Genomic DNA, 19,619 nt, shown 5'->3' on the forward strand with positions numbered 1-19,619 from the left:
TTGATACCAGGGGGGAGACCATGGGGAAAGAGGTGTTTCTGTCCGGAGTGGAGCGCTTCTTCAACAAGGACGAGATCATCGTCAGCAAGACGGATCTCAAGGGGCGAATCACCTACGCCAACCGGGTTTTCCAGAACGTGGCCGGCTACTCGGAGCAGGAATTGCTGGGAGAGCCCCACAGCATCGTGCGCCATCCCGCCATGCCCCGATGCGTTTTCAAGCTGCTGTGGGATACCATCGAATCGGGTCAGGAAATCTTCGCCTATGTGATCAACCGCGCACGAAACGGCGATCACTATTGGGTATTCGCCCACGTCACGCCCAGCTACGACGTTTCCGGTACCATGGTCGGGTACCATTCCAGCCGCCGCGTTCCCGACCGCCGGATCGTCGAAGGCGCCATCGTTCCTCTCTACCGCACCCTGCTCGACGTGGAGACTTCCCATGCCGACCGCAAGGAAGGCATAGCCGCCTCGTTCGGCGCGGTGGTCGACCTCTTGACCAGCAACGGAATCACCTACGATGAGTGGATCTTCTCTCTTTAAGGCCCAGATACTGGCCGGCGTCTCCGCCGCGCTCGTGGCAGCGCTGGTCGTCGCAGGGGTGCTGATCGGCGGGCTGTCGACGCCCCTGGCCGCCTTGGGGGCGGGTGCAATGCTCCTGGCCGGCGGCACGCTCGTCTTTCTCAATCGGGTCGCAGCGGACATCGCCAAGGCTAGCGAGGCTTGCCGGGCCGTGGCGCGCGGCGATTTCGAGGCGCGCATCACCGACATCCGCGAGGGCGGCGAGTTGGGGGAGATGATGTGGGCCTTCAACGAGATGGTCGACCAGACCGACGCCTACGTGCGCGAGGCCACCGCCGCCATGGAGGCGGTCAGCCGGCATAAATACCATCGCCGCATCATCCCGACCGGCATGTTGGGCGCCTTCGGCCGGTCGTCGGAGACCATCAATGCGGTGCTCGACGGTTTGGCGGCTCGCCAAAAGGAACAGCAGGCCATCGAGACCGAAGTGGAAGGCTTGGTCAGCGCGGCCGCGGCCGGAGACTTCACCCAACGTATTCCCACTCAGGGCAAGGCCGGCTTCATGCTGAGTCTGAGCGAGGGAATCAACCGCATGGCCGGCACCGTCCAGTCGGGACTCGACGAAGTGGTGCGGGTCATCGAGGCCTTGGCCGAGGGCAATCTGACTCGGCGCATGGACGGCGATTACCAGGGCGCCTTCGCCCATCTGAAGGACGACTCCAATGCGATGACGGATCGCCTGAACGGGGTTCTGCGGACGATCATCGCCACCACCACCGAGGTGGAAAACGGCGCCGCCGAGATTTCCGCCGCCAGCCGCGACCTCGCGGCGCGCACCGAGCAGCAGGCGGCCAGCCTGGAGAAGACGGCCTCGGCTATGGAAGAACTTTCGGCCACCGTGCGCCAGAATGCCGAAAATTCCCAACAGGCCAACCAGTTGGCCTTGGCCGCACGGGCGACCGCCGACGAAAGCGGCTCCGTCATGAAGGATTCCGTCGAGGCCATGCGGACCATCGAGGAATCCTCGGACAAGATTTCCGAGATCGTCAGCATGATCGACGAGATCGCCTTCCAGACCAACCTTCTGGCCCTGAACGCCGCCGTCGAGGCGGCGCGGGCGGGCGACGCCGGCAAGGGCTTCGCCGTGGTGGCCACGGAGGTGCGTTCCCTGGCCCAACGGACCAGCCAGGCATCGCGCGAGATCAAGGACCTGATCCTGGCCAGCAACCATCAGGTCAAGCAGGGCGTGGACCTGGTGAACGGCGTCGGCCGCAAGCTGGGCGACATCGTCGTTCAGGTGAAGAAGGTGACCGACATCGTGGCCGAGATTGCGTCGGCAAGCCGTGAACAAGCCATCGGGCTGGACGAGATCAACCAAGCCATGAGCCAGATGGACGACATGACCCAGCGCAACGCGGCATTGGTCGAGGAGACATCGGCCTCGGCCGAATCCCTCAAGCATCAAGCCGAGGAACTGGTTCGCATGGTGGCGTTCTTCGACGCCGATCATGTCGGCGCGGCTTCAACCCCGGCCCCGGCTCCCAAGCCGGTCCTTGCCGCGCCGCCGAAAAAGGCGGCCGCGCCCTTGCCTCCCGCCAAACCGGCCGCCGCAGCCGCCAAGCCGGCCGCCGCTTCCGTCGCCAAGACCGACGACGAGTGGGAAGAGTTCTAATCCGAATTCAATGCGGGATGTTGACCGGGATGGGCGAGGCCGAGGCCGTCCGTCCGCCCAGGGCGGGCCGCAGCAGGTCGGACAGGTAGCGCACCACGCCGCTCCGGCTCTGGCCATCCAGTTCCACCCAGGTCGCATAGAGACCGCCGCTGGGGTCCAGAGCGGCGAAGGCGGGATCGGACCGCAGCCGGTCAAGCGTGGCGCCGATGTCCTCGGCGTCGCCGATGGCGATCCATTCGGGCGGACTGCCAAGATGCCAGATCAAGTAGACGCCGCCCACGCCCCGCACCTCGGGACTGGCGGTGTCCATGGTCATGACGTGGTGGTGATAGCCCGACGCCGCCCTCTGCCAGACCAGCCATAGCGCCTTGCCATCCGGTTCGGCCGACCTCGCGAACATCGTCCCTCCCCAGCGCGAATCGCGAGGTCATGCTGCCCCCTGGCCGAATCGCTGTCAACCAGGAATGGTGGGGGACGGCAAGAACGTCCGCAAGATGTGGGAACGGGCAACGGCTTGCCGCCGGATGCCGCCCCTCACGGCGCCAATTCGTTCAGCAGGCGCAAGACTTCTGCCGAGGACGTCTCGACCTCGTGCAGTTCGGCCACCGCACCGTCCAGGTCGCCGGAATTGAACATCTCCACCGCTCTCTTGCCGTGGGCATGCACCGCCTCGTGGGGGGCGATCATGGCGCGGAACGCGGGATGCTCGCGCATTTCGGGCTCAGTAACATGATCATACCACTTTCCGAAGCGGCATTGGTGGTGGTCGGCCAACTCCTCGCTCTTGAGCTTGAGGCGGCCGGCGAGCATGGAGGCGATGCGCTTCTTCCACAACACGTGGTCCGACTTCGCGAGATGGATCAGCTTCCTCGGCAGGGCGCAGGTCGCCAGTTGGTCCAACTGCTCGGTGATCTTGGCCCCGGATCGGTCCAGAGTGTCCAGGGTGTTGCGGATCTGCCCCTCGGTATGATCGGTCATGTCGGCGATGACGCCGATACCCTGCGCCACCTCGCTCACCGCCGCCTGCTGCTGTTCAAGGATGGCCGCCACGTCGTGCATGCGGTCGGCCACCTGGTCGGCGCGGCCGGATACCGCGGTCATGCTGCCGCTGGTCTCGTCGATGGCCTGCCGACCCTGGATGACCACGCTGCGCACCTCGCCCATGGATCGCACGATGCCGTCCATCTCGGTGCGCAGGTCATGGACGCGCCGGGAAATCTCGACGGTCGCTTCCTTGGTCTGGCCGGCCAGCCGCTTCACTTCGTTGGCCACCACGGCGAAGCCCTTGCCGGCATCGCCCGCCCTGGCCGCCTCGACCGAGGCGTTGAGCGCCAGGATATCGGTCTGGAAGGCGATTTCCTCGATCATGCCCAGGATCTTGCCTATATCGGCCGAAGCCTCCGCCAACTTGTGCACCCGGGCCCCGGCCACGTCCACCGCCTGGCTGACGTCGCTCATGTTCTCCACCGCCCGGTGCGCCGCCGCGAGGCCACCGCGAATGGCGCCTTGCACCTCCCCGGCCTCCTTGGCCACGGCGTTGCTGTTGGTGGCGATCTCGTGTACCGAGGCGACGAGTTCCTCCGCGGCCGCGGCGATGGTCTGGCTGCGCGTGGCGGCTTGGCGGACGCCACGCAGCATTTCCACGGCGGCGACCACGCCGTCGTTGGTCTCCGTGGACAGCGACACCATTCGCTTCAAGGTGCGGGAGTACTCGCGCCCCAAGGTCCCGGCCAGCTTCCGCAAGGCCTCCGACAGGCGGCAGGTGCCCTTGGGGACGTCCAGCAGGCGTCCCTCGCCGATCATCGCGATGGTGGCTTCCAGTTCCGCGATCCGCGACGGCGGAACCCATCCCTCGGCAATCAGGTTTCCGCCATCGGAACCGACGGTTTCCGTCTCGTTGTCGATCGGCATCGTATCCATTGGTCTCTCCCTGGCGACGTTCTCATCGACTTTTCCGACGCATTTCCGCGGCTTACATCTCGGCCAGCATCTTGTCGATCTCGTCTTGCGAGATCTGGACACCGCTTTCTTCCGCCACCGTCTGGTCCTCCTGCCGCCGCGCCACGCCGGCCTGGAACGGATCGCGGCGGCGGCGACGATCCGGTCCCCGATAGCGGGCAGCCTGCACGAACTGGCGGGGCTTTTCGATCACCGAACAAATCCGGCCATAGAGTGTGGTCGCCGACACCGGCTTGGCAAGGAATTCGGTAACCCCCGCATCGCGGGCTTCCATCACCCGGTGCAGTTCGGTGAATCCGCTCAGCATGATGACCGGAACGAAGGCATTGGGGCTGTCGGGGGCGGTACGCAGGATGCGCACGAACTCGATCCCGTCCACCGGCGCCATCATCCAGTCGCAGATCACGATGTCGGGCGGGGTGGCCCTCATGACGACCAGCGCATCGGCGCCGTCGGCGGCTTCGGATATCAGGTTGACGCCAATGGAGCGCAAGATATTGGCCACGAGGTCCCGCATGTGGGGATCGTCATCGATAATCAGGAAGCGCAACTTTTCCAGCACGTAGGCGGGGAGTTTGGCCATCCCGTCGCTATCCCAAAGATTCTTGTCGACCCCGATCCCGGCGTATACGCCCGCCCAGACCCTTCCCTTGCCGGATTGTAGGGAGAGGGCCCCGGAGTAGCAAGCAACAGAGTGCGATGAAACAGGGAGTCCGTGGATTCCCAACCCAAAGTGTTGTGCTTCCAAACTTCATCTGTGTTATACAAAACGCCGAATCGCGCCTGTCGGCCGGCGTGGCTGGGGCATGGGGAAGGGATCCGGGGTCCGGCTGGCTGGCGCAGGGCGCGGGTGGGCTTGGCAGCCGGAGGCGTGTGGACTTGTTCGCTCTCTCGGACAGTGGAACGGGATGCCGAATCGATCTTCTGCCGGTCATGGACCTGCGGGCGGCGGGGCCATTCAAGGGCATCCTGGAACAGGCCATCGGACGGGGAGTCGAGGTGACCATCGCCGCCGCCGATGTGGAACGGCTGTCGACGCCCTGCATACAGGTCCTGCTGGCCGCGACGGCCGCCATGGAGAAGGGAGGCATCGCCTTCAGAATCGTCGGGCCGACCGATGCCTTCATTTCCGCTTTCGACGACCTGGGTCTGTTTCCGGTCATCATGAAGTGGAAGGTGGAATGATGGTCAAGCGCGTCCTGACCATCGACGATTCGAAGACCATCCGCGACATGCTGGCCTTCACTCTGGGCCGCGCCGGGTTCGAATTCGTCCAGGCGGTCGACGGCCAGAAGGGACTGGAGGCGGCGCGGGCCGATGGCTTCGACGTCATCATCACCGACATCAACATGCCGGTGATGGACGGCATTACCTTCATCCGCGAGGCACGCCGCTTGCCGCACTGCAAGGCGACGCCGATCCTGGTGCTGACCACCGAAACCTCGGACGAGAAGAAGGCCCAGGCGCGCCAAGCCGGCGCGACGGGATGGATCGTCAAGCCCTTCGATCCGGCGAAACTGCTCGCCGTGATCGCCAAGGTCAGTCCCTGAGGGAGCGGGCCGTGGACGAACTGGCACAATTCAAGCAGACATATTTCCAGGAATGCGAGGAACTGCTTTCCGATCTGGAACAGCACCTCATGACCATGCAGGACGGCAACACGGAAGCCGAAACCCTGCACGCCGCCTTCCGCGCCATCCATTCCATCAAGGGCGGCGCGGGAGCCTTCGGTTTCGAGCAGTTGGTCGCCTTCGCCCATACCTTCGAAACCACTCTGGATCTGATGCGCGACGGGCGCCTGGCGCCGTCCGAGGAAGTGGTGAGGGTCTGCATTCGGGGCGGCGACGTGTTGGCCGACTTGGTGCGCGCCGCCCAGTCGGGTTCTCCCATGCCGGCCGATCATGGCGCGGACGTGCTGGCCGCCCTCAAGGCCCTGGCGGGCGGCGGCGCCGATTCCGGCGAACTGGGCCAGGACTTCGACGAGATCGACTTCACTCCCGTTCCAGCCGACGAAACCGGTGCCCCTGCGCCGTCCGCGGCGCCCGAACCCGAGCCCGAGCCCGCGGCGAAGACGGCCTTCACTACCTATCGCATCCTGTTCACGCCACACACCGAGTTGCTGCGCCGTGCCAACGAGCCGCTTTTGCTGATCCGCGAGTTGAAGACCCTGGGGGCGATCCGGCCGGTTCCCGACCTGGGCCGTCTGCCGGCCCTCGACGACCTGGACCCCGAAGCGGCCTATATCGGCTGGACCATCGAGTTGGAGACATCCCGCGACAAGGCGGACGTCGAGGAAGTCTTCGAATTCGCCGCCGGCGATTGCGACCTGACCATCGAGGCGGTCGGCGATTCGGAACCACCGGCAGCCGAGGAAGTGGTCGTCGTCCCGGCCCCTCCGGCCGCTCCGGAAGGCCTGCGCCGCGAAGCGCCCCCGCCCCGCCCCGCCCCGCCCCCGCCGCATCCGGAAGTGGAACATGCAGGCACCGGCCCGGCAGGCCCGGCCGGTGCCGCCCGGGCGAGTTCCATCCGCGTCGACCTGGACAAGGTCGATCGCTTGGTCAACATGGTTGGCGAATTGGTGATTACCCAGGCCATGCTGATCCAGCAGTCGGGAGGCCTCGCCACCGAGGAACATCCGGAACTGATGCGCGGCATCGAGGAATTGTCGCACCACACCCGCGATCTGCAGGAAAGCGTGATGGCGATCCGCGCCCAGCCGGTGAAGTCGGTGTTCCAGCGCATTCCCCGTCTGGTGCGCGAGACCGCCCTGGCCTGCGGCAAGAAGGTGAGGCTTGTGACCAGCGGCGAGAACACCGAAATCGACAAGACGGTGATCGAGCAGTTGGGCGATCCGCTCACCCATATGATCCGCAATGCCGTCGACCATGGCATCGAAACGCCGGAAAGGCGCATCGCCGCGGGCAAGCCCGGAGAAGGCACGATCCATCTTTCCGCTGACCACCGGGGCGGACGTATCGTCATCGAGATCGACGACGACGGCCAGGGCATCCCGCGCGACAAGGTGCTGAAAAAAGCCGTGGAACGCGGACTCGTATCGCCGGGCGTGCAACTGACCGAGGAGGAAATCGACAATCTGATCTTTCTGCCCGGGTTCTCGACCGCCGAGCAGGTGACCAGCGTCTCGGGACGCGGTGTCGGGATGGATGTGGTCCGCCGCAATATCCAGAACCTGGGCGGACGGGTGATCGTTCGCTCGCGGCCCGGCCACGGATCGACCTTCCTGCTCACCCTGCCGCTGACTCTCGCGGTGATGGACGGCATGATCGTGCGGGCGGGGTCCCACTCCTACGTCCTGCCGCTGGCCAATATCATCGAAAGCCTGCGGCCCAAGCCGGCCGAATTGCATCGCATGGTCAACGGCAACGATGTCCTGTCGATCCGCGGCGACTACGTGCAGCTCATTCCCTTGCACCGCCTGTTCAACATCCGCGATGCCGAACGGGACCCCAGCCGTGCCCTGGTGGTCATGGTGGAGACCGAAGGCGACCATCGGGTTGGCCTGGTGGTCGACGAGATCCTCGGCCAACAGCAAGTCGTCATCAAGAGCCTGGAAGACAATTTCGATCCCGTCGAGGGAGTCGCGGCCGCCACCATCCTGGGCAGCGGTCGCGTGGCCCTCATTCTCGACGTGGTCGGACTCAAGGTCATGGCGGATCGCCTGACGGCCGTCCACATGCGCCATGAGCGCACCCGCATCGAACACGTCGAGACCCTGGAGGCTTGAGCCATGATGGACCTCGCCAACGAATTCCCTTCGGCCGGCATGCCGACCCGGAAGGAGGAAAAGCCGGTCGGCCCCACCGTCCAGCTCATCACCTTCACCATCGGCGACGAGGAATACGGCGTCGACATCATGGCGGTGCGCGAGATCCGCGCCTGGGCGGAAACCACGCTCTTGCCGAATACGCCCAAATACGTGCGGGGCGTCATCAACCTCCGGGGCACCATCGTGCCGATCTATGACCTGCGGGCCCGCTTCGGCATGGGGGCCACCGACGCCAGCAAGACCCACGTGGTCATCGTGGTGGGTATCGGCGGGCGCACCATCGGCATCCTGGTCGATACGGTCTCCGACATTCTGACCGTGACCGAACACGATGTCCGCCCGGTTCCCGACATGGAACTGACGGTGGACGGAGCCTTCCTGAGCGGCCTGATCACGGTGCAAGACCACATGGTGGCCTTGATCCAACTCGACAAGCTGTTCGACACGACGCTGGCGGTTGCCGGCACTGCGACCAAGGGGGCGGAGAGCCTGCCGTCCCCGGGAACCTGAAGGACCGAGAATTGGGGGGCGATATGAATGCTGCCAAGAGCCGTTCCGGATTTCGGCTCCGGCACCGGTTGGGCGTGCTGGTGCTGGCGCCGCTGCTGGGCATGGCTTCGTTCTCCGGCATCCTGGTGGCGGAGAAGCTCAGCCAGCACGACGCGATCGAGGAACTGCACGAGGTCATCGATATCGCCCCCGCCCTGGGCGGCCTGGTGCACGAACTGCAGAAGGAACGCGGCTTGACGGCGGGCTACCTGGGACCCGGGGGCGCCGCGAAATTCAAGGACAAGCTGACAGCCCAGCGACAGGCCACCGACAAGGCCCTGGCAGCCTTCGCCAAGGCCGCCGGGCCGCTCAAGGCGACCGCGGACGGCGGCCTTTCCGAAACCTTCAAGACCGTCGACTCCCTGTTCGGCGCCATGGCCGACCGGCGCGGTGCGATTCTGGACGGCACGATCCCGGTTCCCGAGGGGACCGGCTATTACACCACCCTCGTCGACCGTCTGCTGCACATCGTCGGCGGCCTTGCCCATCTCAGCATGGACGCGCGGGTCAGCAGCCAGATCGCCGCCTATGTGGCGATCCTGCAGGGCAAGGAAGCGGCGGGCCAGGAACGGGCCGTGGGAACGGCGGGGTTCACCGGCGGCTTCTTCGGGCCCGCGGCGCACCGCCAATTCATCAGCCTGGTGGCGGCCCAGAAGGCCTATTTCGCCGTTTTCGCCGAATTCGCCAACGCCGGCCAGAAGGGCTTCTTCGAGGAAACCCTGCGCGATCCCGCCATCGCCGAAATCGACCGCCTGCGTAAGATCGCCATGGAAAGCCCGGACAACGGCCATACGGGCAGTGTCGATCCCGCTCGCTGGTTCGAGGTGACGACCACGCGCATCGAACTGCTGAAGAAGATCGAGGACCGTCTCGCCGGCGACATCAACCGACGGACAGAGGAACTGCACGACGCCGCCGAACGGCACGTCTATGGCTTCGGCGGTTTGGCCGTGGCGATCATGATCGGGACCGTCGCCCTGGTGATGGCGATCCTGCGCGGTCTGACCGGGCCGATCAACACCATGGTCGGCGTCATGGACCGTCTGGCCGCCGGCGAGACCGTGGACATCCCGGCCGCCGACCGCGGCGACGAAATCGGCGACATGGCCCGCGCGCTTTCCCAGATCCACGAGACCGGCGCCCGCGCGGCCCGAGTCCAGGCGGCGCTCGACGTGGTTTCCTCCATGGTCGTCCTGATCGATCCGGAGCACCGGATCAGCTACGCCAATCGGGCGGCGCAGCGCCACGCCTCGGAGAACGGCGCGGCCCTGGGCGCCGCCCGTCCAGGATTCCCGACCGGCGGCTTGGTGGGCTGCGACTTCGACTCGTGCCATACCGATCCCACCCTCGGCCGCCAAGCCTTGCGCGGTCTCCGCGGCGAGCACCGCAGCCGCTTCGAGATGGGCGAGCGCACCTTCGACGCCGTCGCCAATCCGGTGGAAGTGGGCCGCGGAGAAAGAGTCGGCACGGTCGTCGAGGTCGTCGACATGACCCATCAACTGGCGATCGAGAAGGAGGTGTCCGACCTGGTGGACGCGGCCGCCGCCGGAGACTTCAGCCGCCGCATCGACCTGGCCGATCAGAGCGGCTTCATGGCCCGTCTGGCGCAAGGCGTCAACCAACTGGCCGATACGGTCGAAAAGGGCCTGGAATCGGTGATCGCCGTATTTCACGCCATGGCCGAGGGCGACCTGACCCAACGCATGGCCGGCGACTACCAGGGCGCCTTCCTTCGCCTGCAGGAGGACTCGGCGCAGATGGCCGAACGCCTGGCCGGTATCGCCACGCGGATCATCGAGGCCACCTCGGCGGTGCAGACCGCCGCCGCCGAGATCTCGGAGGGCACCGCCGATCTGGCCCAGCGGACCGAGCACCAGGCTTCCAGCCTGGAAGAGACGGCGGCCGCCATGGAAGAGCTGTCGGCCACGGTGCGCCAGAATGCCGGCAACGCCCAGCAGGCCAATCAGTTGGCCGTCGCGGCCCGCGAGTCCGCCAACCAAGGCGGAACCGTCGCCAAGGACGCGGTGGAGGCGGTGACCGGTATCGCGGCCTCGTCGCGCCAGATCACCGAGATCGTCGGCATGATCGAGGAGATCGCGTTCCAGACCAACCTGCTGGCACTGAACGCGGCCGTGGAGGCCGCACGGGCCGGTGACGCCGGCAAGGGCTTCGCCGTGGTGGCCGCCGAGGTCCGGTCCCTGGCGCAAAGGACCAGTCAGGCCTCCAAGGACATCAAGGGCCTGATCGATTCCAGCAATAAGCAGGTGGGACGGGGCGTCGGCTTGGTCACCCAGGCCGGAACCGTGCTGGGAGAGATCGTCACCGGCGTCAAGAAGGTGGCGGACATCGTGTCGGAGATCGCCGCCGCCAGCCGCGAACAATCCACAGGCCTGGACGAGGTCAACACGGCCGTCTCGCAGATGGACGAGATGACCCAGCAGAATGCCGCCATGGTCGAGGAAAGCACGGCAGCCGCCCAGTCCCTGGCCAATCAGGCGCAGGAACTGCTGCGGCTGGTCGCCTTCTTCAGGACGGGCGACGTCGCACTGGACGGGGCTCTCGCACCGCCACCCATCGCTCCAGCCCTCCCGCAGCCGGCGCCGAAGCCGGCCCCGGCCGCCAAGCCGGCACCTGTCGCCGAACTCAAGCGGCCCCCGGCCAAGGGCACCGCGAATTCCGATTCCGACGCGGATCCGGAGTGGCAGGAGTTCTAGGAATGGCCGTTTCCAAGGGAGGCACGGTCGCCGAGCGGGAATTCCACCTGGGCGAGGAAGAATTCCGCTTCCTCGTCGACATGGTCCATCAACGCACCGGCATCGTGCTGGGCGAGCACAAGCGGACCATGATCTACGGCCGTTTGGCGCGCCGCCTGCGCCAGTTGGGCATGAACAGTTTCCGGGACTATTGCGATCTGATCGCCGGCGATCACGGAACCGCCGAAATCGGCTTCTTCGTCAACGCGGTGACCACCAACCTCACCCGCTTTTTCCGCGAAGGCCATCACTTCGACCACCTGCGCGACGAGTTCCTGCCCGCCCTGGCCAGGCGGGCGGAAGGCGGGGCGCCCAGGCGGCTGCGCATCTGGTCGGCCGGCTGTTCCTCGGGCGAGGAGCCCTACACCATCGCCATGACCCTGCGCGAAGGTCTTCGCGATCTGGACCGCTGGGACGCCCGCATCCTGGCTACCGACATCGATACCGACATGCTGGACAAAGGAGAGGCCGGGCTTTACCCGGCGGATTCCCAGGAAGGCATCCCCGAAGCCTACCGCGGGCGCTATACGGAAAGCCAAGGCGGCAAGATCAGGATGAAGGACTCGCTGCGTTCCCTGATCGCCTTCAAGCGGCTCAATCTGTTGGGCCGCTGGCCGATGAAGGGCCCCTTCGATGCCATCTTCTGCCGGAATGTGGTCATCTACTTCGATCGCCCGACCCAGACCGCCTTGTTCGGACGCTATGCCGAGTTGCTGGCCGACCACGGCTTTCTTTACGTCGGCCATTCCGAGAATTTGTTCAACGTTACCGACCGCTTCCGCTTGGTGGGACGGAGCGTCTACCGCAAGGCACCTGTTTGAAAATGGAATCATCTTGATCGAATCGCGGCGGGCCGGTAAGCCGAACCTCGGCTTCTCGCCAATCCGATAGGGGACCACACGATGGCTGGCAAGATACGCGTTCTGATCGTCGACGACTCGGCGTTGATCCGCCAGATGCTGACGGCCATGCTGAGCGAAGACCCAGAGTTGGAGGTCGTCGGCTCCGCTTCCGATCCCTTGATCGCGCGCGAGAGGATCAAGGAACTCAATCCGGACGTCATCACCTTGGATGTCGAGATGCCGCGCATGGACGGCATCAGCTTCCTGCGCAAGATCATGAAATTGCGGCCGATGCCGGTGGTGATGGTTTCCACCCTGACCCAGAAGGGGGCCGAGGTCACCCTCGAGGCTCTGGAAATCGGCGCCGTCGACTTCGTCGGCAAGCCGACCATCGACATGCAGCAGGGCATGGCCGGCAAGAAGGAGGAGATCATCTCCAAGGTCAAGGCGGCCGCCCGTGCCCGCGTGCGCGTCCCCGCCGACCTGAATTCCCCGGCGCAACGGCCGAAGGTTCTGGCCGTTCCGGCCGGCCCGGGCTTCCGCACTACCGATCGCATCGTCGCCATCGGCGCTTCGACCGGCGGCGTGGAGGCGCTACGCGAGGTGATCTGCGCCCTGCCCGCCGACTGCCCGCCCATCCTGATTACCCAGCACATGCCGGTGAAATTCACCGAAAGCTTCGCCAAGCGGCTCGATTCCATGGCGGCGCTGGCGGTTTCGGAAGCCCGTGATGGTGAACGGGCCGTGCCGGGCCACGTCTACATCGCGCCCGGCGGCCAGCATCTGGAACTGGTCCGGTCCGGCGGCACCTACGGCTGCAAGGTCTACGACGGACCGCTGGTGTCCGGTCACCGGCCCTCGGTCGACGTGCTGTTCCGGTCGGTGGCCGCCCAGGCCGGTCCCAACGCGGTGGGCGCCATTCTCACCGGCATGGGCCGGGACGGGGCCGAAGGCCTGATGGCCATGCGCGAGGCCGGCGCGATGACCCTCGGCCAGGACGAATCCACGGCCCTGGTCTATGGGATGCCGCGGGTCGCCAAGGAAATCGGCGCCGTCCAGGTCGAATTGCCCTTGAGCCGCATCGCCGAAGGAATCCTTAAGCACAGCAGCGGCGGCTGAAGAAAGAAATTGATCGATTCCCGGTCTTCACAGTAAGGAAGCATTGAGCCGATTTGGGGGAAGAAGCAGCCATGCCGCAAGCGCACAATCTCAAGATCCTGATCGTCGACGACCAGCAGAGCATGCGGGGCTTGCTCCGCTACGGCCTGCAGCAGCTGGGCGTCCGCAACGTGGTCGAGGCCAAGGACGGAGGAGAGGCGCTGCAGGCGCTGCTCGCCAACAAGTTCGATCTGGTGATCTCGGACTGGAACATGGACGGCATGGACGGCCTGACCTTGCTGAAGACCATCCGCTCCAATCCGCTGATCAAGAAGACGCCCTTCATCATGTCGACGGGGCAGAAGGACCAGGAAAAGGTCCGCGAGGCCATCCAGGCCGGCGTCAACAACTACGTGGTCAAGCCCTTCAACGTCGAAACCCTGAAGAAGAAGATGGAAGCCGTCATCGGCAAGCTCGAATAGTCCCATGGTCGGACCGGCCGGCACCCATATCGTCGTGGTCGGCAACGAAAAGGGCGGGGCCGGCAAGACCACGGCGGCGATGCATTTGGCGGTAGCCTTGATGCGCATGGGTTATCCGGTGGGGACCATCGATCTCGATCCCCGCCAGCGCACCTTGACCCGCTACGTCGAGAACCGGTCGCGCTGGATGGAAGAAAACCCCGTTCGCCTGCCGCGACCCGAACACCGCCTGGTGATCCGCAGCACCCTCGACAGCATTCAGGACGCCGCCCGCGACGAAGAAGACCGCCTTGCCGCCACGGTCGAGGAACTGGGCCGCACCTGCCCCTTCCTGGTGGTGGATTGCCCAGGCAACGACGTGCCGCTGGCCCGCTTCGCCCATACCTTCGCCGATACCCTGATCACGCCGATCAACGACAGCCTGGTCGACCTGGACCTGTTGGTCGAATTGCATCCCACCACGCTGGCCCTCGAACGGCCGGGAGTCTATGCGGCGATGATCCTGGAGCAGCGCCGCGCCCGCCTGGGGGGCTGGCGGCGGGGGTGCGACTGGATACTGCTGCGCAACCGCTTGTCGGCGCTCAACGACCACAACAAGCGGCGCGTCCTCGCCACGCTGGAAAGCCTGTCCAAGACCCTGGGCTTCCGCATGGTGCGCGGATTCGGCGAACGTATCGTCTTCCGCCAGCTTTTCCTTGCCGGGCTGACGGTGCTGGACCTGCGCGAACCGGGCACCGGCATCCCGCTCACCATGTCACACGTCGCAGCCCGCCAGGAAGTGCGCCAACTGGTCGAAGCCCTCTGGCTGCCGCGCCTGGAGGGCAAGCTGGATATGATCTGATCAGAACAGCTCGACGTCGGGAACGGCGGCCGAAGGGGTGGCCGGGTCCGTGCCACGCAGGCGGGCGGCCAAGCGCTGGCGCATGGCTTCGAGGGGTAGTCCGTCCAGCAGGCCGGCCGCGATTCGGTCGCGCAGATCCGCATCCGACCCCGCGGCCGGCGTCATGGCTGCCAGATCGACGACGGCGCTTCTCAGGCGGGCCAGGAGCATCGCGACCTGTTCCTGGTGCTGGCGGATCAGATCCTCGCTCTGCAGGGCCCCGATCACCTCGGGAAAGTGGCCTTCCTCCCCTCGCAGGTGCGTCCCGATGGTCTGGGCGCACCGTTCCTGTTCGGCGGCCACGGCGACGATTTCCGCTTCCGCCGCCTCCAGGCCGGCAACCATCACCTCGCCCAGGGCGAGCCATCGTTCCAAGGTTGGCTTCATGGTGGACTTCTACCGTTACGTCCGATCCCCGCCTCCAGCATACCCGGCCTGTCTAGAGCAAGTCTAGGAAGTTGGCGAATCTTCGAGTATGGTGAACATACTTGTGGCTGGGGAGCCCCGTTCCGTCTAGCCGGAACGGAAAAAGCAGGGCCGACGGAAAATCGCGATGGAACGCTGGCAAGTCCAGGAGGTGCTTTATTTGCATCGGCTGTGGACGCTGGGAAGTCCCGGCGGCCGTCGTGCGGATTTGTCCGGACAGGATCTGGGCGGCCTACCCTTGGCCGGGGCCGCCCTGGAACGCGCCAAACTGGCCGGAGCCAATCTCGCCAGATGCGACCTGCGCGCCGCCAAGCTTGGCGGGGCCGACCTGTTCGGCGCCAACCTGGCTGGAGCCGACCTCGCCGGAGCCGATCTGGAAAACGCCGATCTGCGTGGCGCCGTGTTGCGCGATGCGAACCTTTCCGTCGCCAACCTCAAGGGCGCCAACATGCGCCGCGGGCTCAGCCTGGGCGGCGGCGCCGATGCCCCGCCCCAGGTTCTCCGACAGGACTTGCGCGGCGCCACCTTGGACGGCGCCGACTTGGCCGGGGTTGACGCGGCTTCCGCCGATTTCACGGGCGCCAGCCTCGATTCCGCCAACCTGGAGAACGCGTCCCTGGCCGATGCCGAAATGGAGGGTGCCGTTCTCGCCCACGCCAATTTGGCCAACGTCGAGCTAGGCGGCGCCAACCTGGAAAACTGCGACCTCCGGGGCGCCGTGCTGGATGGTGCCAACCTCGATGGCGCGACGATGCGCGGCGCCAATCTGGCCGGCGTCGACCTGTCCACCGCCGTGGTCGATGGCGCCGACCTGGCCGGAGCGGTCCTGGAAGGGGCGACCATCCCGGAGCCCATCGACCGCCGGCCCCGCGATCTGGCGGCGCTGCTGGTCGACCACCGCGCCTGGCTGGCCGACCAGGGGGGGCGGGCCCTGGTCCTGGATCGGGCGGACCTCAGTTTCGTCGATCTGGCGGGAAGGAACCTGTCCGGGGCCATCTTGCGCCAAGCCGATCTGCGCGGCGCCGAACTGACCAAATGCAAACTGGTCCTGGCCGATCTGACCGGATGCAACCTGACGGGGGCCGTGCTGCGCGGGGCCGACTTGCGCGGCGCGATTCTCCGGGGCGCCGACCTGACCGGAGCCGACCTCGGAGACGCCGATCTGCGTTCGGGCCGGGTCGCCGAGGGGGCCAGCATCCTGGAACGGCCGGTCGACCTGACCGACGCCAACCTGGCGGACGCCAATCTGGAGGGAGCCGTAGGCCTTCCGGCCGACGCCAAGGGGGGGCAGGGGGAATGATGAAGCCGGCAGCGACGGCACGCGTCATCGCCGCGGACGACATCGACGACACCCGGCGTCGCTATTTCGATCCGGTGCTCAAGGTTACCGTGGTCTCCGTCTTCCAGGGCGATTTCTACATCACCGCCCGGCCGGGGGAGATGCTGTCCACGGTCCTCGGGTCCTGCATCGCCGCCTGCATTCGCGATCCCATCGCCGGGGTCGGGGGGATGAACCATTTCCTGCTGCCCGACGCGGGCGGAGCCGATGGCGGCGGCGCGGGCGTGGAATTGCGCTACGGCAGCTACTCCATGGAACAGTTGATCAACGGCATTCTGTCCCGCGGCGGCCGGCGCGAGCGCCTGGAGGTCAAGGTGTTCGGCGGTGCCAATGTGATCCGGTCGTCGTCGGCCGTCGGACATCGCAACGCCGACTTCATCGAAGGCTACCTGACCAACGAAGGTCTGGCCATCGGCAGCCGCCACCTACGTGGCACCCTGCCTCGCAAGATCCAGTACTTTCCCGCCTCCGGCCTGGTACGCATGAAGGAAATCGCCGAAGTCGTCGCCAACCGGGTCTTCGAGCGCGAGACCGCCCATCAGGTTCGGCTGCGTCCCTCGCCCGCCGCGGGTTCCATCGAGCTTTTCGACTAAGGGGATAAGGAATATCCACAGGTGCCATCACCATTCGCTTCTGATAGGCTTTTGCAGGGGCGTTGTCCGTAGGGGGTATGCCATGTTCGATCTGAAGATTTCCGCCAAATTGCCGTTGGGATTCGTGTCGCTTGCGTTGCTGACCGCCGTGGTGACGGGCATCGTGGCCTTTCATGCGTCCGAGGACGCCCTCGAGTCCGCAGCCTTCGACAAGCTGAAGGCGGTAAGCCAGGCGCGGCGCTCCGAACTCGGCAACTACCTGGACTCGATCAAGGCCGACGTCCTTCTGCTGGCCGAGAACCACATGATGATCGACGGCCTGGAGGAATTCGAGGCCGGCTGGGATGAAATGGGCGACAAGGTCGAGGAAACGCTGCAGAAACTCTACATCTCCGACAATCCCAACAAAGCTGGCGAAAAGCACAAGATGGACGCTGCCAAGGATGGCGGAAAGTATAGCCAAGCCCATGCCAAATACCATCCCTGGTTGCGTTCGGTGGTTGAGGCGCGAGGTTATTACGACCTCTTCCTTCTCACCCACGAGGGCAAGGTCGTCTATTCGGTCTTCAAGGAACCGGATTTCGCGACGGATCTCGTGAAGGGTAAATGGAAGGATAGCGACCTCGCCAAGGCCATGAAGGCCGTCGATGCCAACTTCAAGAAGGGCTTCGCCGCCTTCACCGATTTCGCCCCCTATGCGCCTAGCGACGGCGCGCCGGCCAGCTTCATCGCCGCCCCCATCTTCGATCACGAAGGCAAGCGGCACGGCATCCTGGTCTTCCAGATGCCGACCGCCAACATCAACAAGGTCATGCTGAACACGGCGGCCATGGGCGAAACCGGCGAGACCTTCCTGGTCGGCCAGGACTACCTGATGCGCAGCGATTCCCGCTTTCTCAAGGAATCCACCATCCTCAAGAAGAAGCTGGATACCGAGGCCGTGCGGCGGGTGGCACGCGGCGAGGAAGGCACCCTTGTCGCCAACGACTATCGCGGCAAGGAAAATCTGATTGCCTATTCCCCCTTCGAATTCCTTGGCGCCAAATGGGGCATGATCGCCAAGATCGACATGGAGGAAGTGGACAAGCCCATCGGCGCCATGCGCAACGACCTGATCGTCGCCGTCCTGGTCGTGGTGGTGATCGTCGGTGCCATCGGCTTCGCCCTCGCCCTGGGGCTGACCCGGCCCATCGGGGCCATGGTCGGCGCCATGAACCGGCTGGCCAACCGCGATTTGACGGTGGAAGTGCCGGCGCGCGGCCGCAAGGACGAGATCGGCGAGATGGCCGCCGCCGTACAGATCTTCAAGGACAACGCGCTCAGGGTGCGCGACATGGAGGCTGAGCAGGAAGCCGCCAAGAAGCGCGCCGAGGAGGAAAAGAAGGCCCTGATGCGCCGCATGGCCGACGACTTCCAGGCCAGCGTGGGCGGCGTGGTGCAGGGCGTGTCCTCGGCGGCGACCCAGTTGCAGTCTTCCGCCACCGCCCTGTCGGCGACGGCGGAAGAAACCAGCAAGCAGGCCACCACCGTGGCCGCGGCCGCCGAGCAGGCCTCGACCAACGTGCAGACGGTTTCCGCCGCGGCGGAGGAACTGTCCAGTTCGATCCACGAGATCGGCCGCCAAGTGAGCCAGTCCACCCGCATCGCCGGGCAGGCTGTGAGCGAGGTGGATGCCGCCAACGCCAAGGTCCAGGGCCTGGTCGCGGCGGCCAAGAAGATCGGTGAGGTGGTCTCCCTGATTTCCGACGTGGCCGAACAGACCAACCTGTTGGCGCTCAACGCCACCATCGAGGCGGCCCGGGCCGGCGAAGCCGGCAAGGGCTTCGCCGTCGTGGCTTCCGAGGTGAAGAACCTGGCCAACCAGACCGCCAAGGCGACCGAGGAGATCGGCGCCCAGATCGGCGGCATCCAGGCCGCTACCCACGAGGCGGTCGATGCCATCGCCGGCATCGGCAAGATCATCGGCCAGATCAACGAGATCGCCTCGGCCATCGCAGCGGCAGTGGAGGAACAGGGCGCGGCCACCCAGGAAATCGCCCGCAACGTGGAACAGGCATCGGTCGGCACGCGGGAGGTCTCGTCCAACATCGGCGGCGTCACCCAGGCGGCCGGCGAGACCGGGGAGGCCTCCAGCCAAATCCTGAACGCCGCCCAGGAACTATCCCACCAGTCCGAGACCCTGCGCGGCAAGGTGGATGGCTTCCTGGCCCAGATCCGGGCGTCCTGAACCGGTTACAGGATCTCCAGCACCTTCTCGGGCGGGCGGCCCAGCGCCGCCCGCTTGCCCTTGACCACGATGGGCCGCTCGATGGTGCGCGGATGGGCGGCCATGGCGGCGATCAGGGCCTCGTCGGACAGGGCGGGATCGTTCAGGCCTTCCTCCTTGGCTTCCTTGGCGCGCAGCAACTGGCGGGGCGTCAGGCCCAGCTTGTCCAGCAGTTCCTTCAACTCGGCCGCCGTCGGCGGGCGGTCCAGGTATTCGACCACCTGCGGCTCGATCCCCCGGCCGCGCAGCAGGTCCAGGGTCTGGCGGGATTTGGAACAGCGGGGGTTGTGATAGATGGTGACGGTCATGCTTCTTGCTCCAGGTCGTCGGGGGTGGCGGCGTCGACGATACGCCGGGCGGTGTCGAAGGAAAAGCCGGCCCGTGCCAGGGCGGCCAGGTCCCGGTCGCGCAGGGCCGCCCGCTTGTCCGCCGCCCGCCAGGGGCCCAGG

General features: G+C 65.8%; 19 protein-coding genes. 14 read left to right on the forward strand and 5 right to left on the reverse strand.

Features of this window, described 5'->3' with window-relative positions:
- Nucleotides 1-20: 20 nt before the first annotated feature.
- Nucleotides 21-545, forward strand: coding sequence for a PAS domain-containing protein (locus H7841_09040; GenBank protein MEO5337024.1), 525 nt, complete (start codon nt 21-23; stop codon nt 543-545).
- Complete coding sequence (locus tag H7841_09045; protein ID MEO5337025.1) at nt 523-2,196, forward strand: methyl-accepting chemotaxis protein; 1,674 nt, start codon at nt 523-525, stop codon at nt 2,194-2,196. Before H7841_09040 ends, H7841_09045 begins: the two co-directional genes overlap by 23 nt.
- A 7-nt stretch (nt 2,197-2,203) precedes the next feature.
- Here H7841_09045 and H7841_09050 read toward each other — a convergent pair whose 3' ends face one another.
- From H7841_09050 to H7841_09060, 3 genes are all read right to left on the reverse strand, one after another.
- Nucleotides 2,204-2,596: a hypothetical protein gene (locus H7841_09050; GenBank protein MEO5337026.1), complete on the reverse strand. Its 393-nt coding sequence runs from the start codon at nt 2,594-2,596 to the stop codon at nt 2,204-2,206.
- A gap of 134 nt (nt 2,597-2,730) precedes the next feature.
- Entirely contained in the window at nt 2,731-4,116 is a 1,386-nt protein-coding gene (locus tag H7841_09055) for a methyl-accepting chemotaxis protein (protein ID MEO5337027.1), read from the reverse strand.
- A gap of 52 nt (nt 4,117-4,168) precedes the next feature.
- A complete protein-coding gene (locus H7841_09060) occupies nt 4,169-4,738 on the reverse strand; it encodes a response regulator (GenBank protein MEO5337028.1) in 570 nt (189 codons plus the stop codon).
- A 296-nt stretch (nt 4,739-5,034) separates the two neighbouring features.
- Between H7841_09060 and H7841_09065 the strand changes: the two genes are divergently transcribed.
- From H7841_09065 to H7841_09105, 9 genes are all read left to right on the forward strand, one after another.
- On the forward strand, nt 5,035-5,340 hold the full coding sequence (locus tag H7841_09065) for an STAS domain-containing protein (protein ID MEO5337029.1): 306 nt from the start codon (nt 5,035-5,037) through the stop codon (nt 5,338-5,340).
- Complete coding sequence (locus H7841_09070) at nt 5,340-5,705, forward strand: response regulator (protein ID MEO5337030.1); 366 nt, start codon at nt 5,340-5,342, stop codon at nt 5,703-5,705. The genes H7841_09065 and H7841_09070 overlap by 1 nt, the downstream gene beginning before the upstream one ends.
- 11 nt (nt 5,706-5,716) lie before the next feature.
- The gene (locus H7841_09075; GenBank protein ID MEO5337031.1) at nt 5,717-7,900 is read left to right on the forward strand and encodes a chemotaxis protein CheA; all 2,184 of its coding nucleotides are present in this window, start codon (nt 5,717-5,719) and stop codon (nt 7,898-7,900) included.
- Between the two features lie 3 nt (nt 7,901-7,903).
- Entirely contained in the window at nt 7,904-8,452 is a 549-nt protein-coding gene (locus tag H7841_09080; protein ID MEO5337032.1) for a chemotaxis protein CheW, read from the forward strand.
- Between the two features lie 23 nt (nt 8,453-8,475).
- Complete coding sequence (locus tag H7841_09085) at nt 8,476-11,205, forward strand: nitrate- and nitrite sensing domain-containing protein (GenBank protein ID MEO5337033.1); 2,730 nt, start codon at nt 8,476-8,478, stop codon at nt 11,203-11,205.
- 2 nt (nt 11,206-11,207) lie between these two features.
- Nucleotides 11,208-12,065, forward strand: coding sequence for a protein-glutamate O-methyltransferase (locus H7841_09090; GenBank protein ID MEO5337034.1), 858 nt, complete (start codon nt 11,208-11,210; stop codon nt 12,063-12,065).
- An 81-nt stretch (nt 12,066-12,146) separates the two neighbouring features.
- Nucleotides 12,147-13,205, forward strand: coding sequence for a chemotaxis response regulator protein-glutamate methylesterase (locus H7841_09095; protein ID MEO5337035.1), 1,059 nt, complete (start codon nt 12,147-12,149; stop codon nt 13,203-13,205).
- A 71-nt stretch (nt 13,206-13,276) separates the two neighbouring features.
- Nucleotides 13,277-13,666 carry a response regulator gene (locus H7841_09100; GenBank protein ID MEO5337036.1) on the forward strand — a complete coding sequence of 130 codons (390 nt, stop codon included), beginning with the start codon at nt 13,277-13,279 and terminating at the stop codon, nt 13,664-13,666.
- A gap of 4 nt (nt 13,667-13,670) precedes the next feature.
- Nucleotides 13,671-14,507, forward strand: a complete 837-nt coding sequence (locus H7841_09105) for a division plane positioning ATPase MipZ (protein ID MEO5337037.1) — start codon at nt 13,671-13,673, stop codon at nt 14,505-14,507.
- Here H7841_09105 and H7841_09110 read toward each other — a convergent pair whose 3' ends face one another.
- The gene (locus H7841_09110) at nt 14,508-14,933 is read right to left on the reverse strand and encodes a hypothetical protein (GenBank protein ID MEO5337038.1); all 426 of its coding nucleotides are present in this window, start codon (nt 14,931-14,933) and stop codon (nt 14,508-14,510) included.
- 166 nt (nt 14,934-15,099) lie between these two features.
- Here H7841_09110 and H7841_09115 point away from each other — a divergent pair, with 166 nt between their 5' ends.
- From H7841_09115 to H7841_09125, 3 genes are all read left to right on the forward strand, one after another.
- Entirely contained in the window at nt 15,100-16,272 is a 1,173-nt protein-coding gene (locus H7841_09115; protein MEO5337039.1) for a pentapeptide repeat-containing protein, read from the forward strand.
- Nucleotides 16,269-16,904: a chemoreceptor glutamine deamidase CheD gene (locus H7841_09120; GenBank protein ID MEO5337040.1), complete on the forward strand. Its 636-nt coding sequence runs from the start codon at nt 16,269-16,271 to the stop codon at nt 16,902-16,904. The genes H7841_09115 and H7841_09120 overlap by 4 nt, the downstream gene beginning before the upstream one ends.
- Nucleotides 16,905-16,986: 82 nt before the next feature.
- The gene (locus tag H7841_09125; GenBank protein ID MEO5337041.1) at nt 16,987-19,131 is read left to right on the forward strand and encodes a methyl-accepting chemotaxis protein; all 2,145 of its coding nucleotides are present in this window, start codon (nt 16,987-16,989) and stop codon (nt 19,129-19,131) included.
- Nucleotides 19,132-19,136: 5 nt separating this feature from the next.
- Here the strand turns inward: H7841_09125 and arsC are convergent, their stop codons facing one another.
- Nucleotides 19,137-19,478, reverse strand: coding sequence for an arsenate reductase (glutaredoxin) (arsC, locus tag H7841_09130; GenBank protein MEO5337042.1), 342 nt, complete (start codon nt 19,476-19,478; stop codon nt 19,137-19,139).
- Between the last annotated feature and the right edge of the window lie 141 nt (nt 19,479-19,619).

It is taken from the genome of Magnetospirillum sp. WYHS-4 (assembly GCA_039908345.1).
Classification (GTDB): Bacteria; Pseudomonadota; Alphaproteobacteria; order Rhodospirillales; family GLO-3; genus JAMOBD01.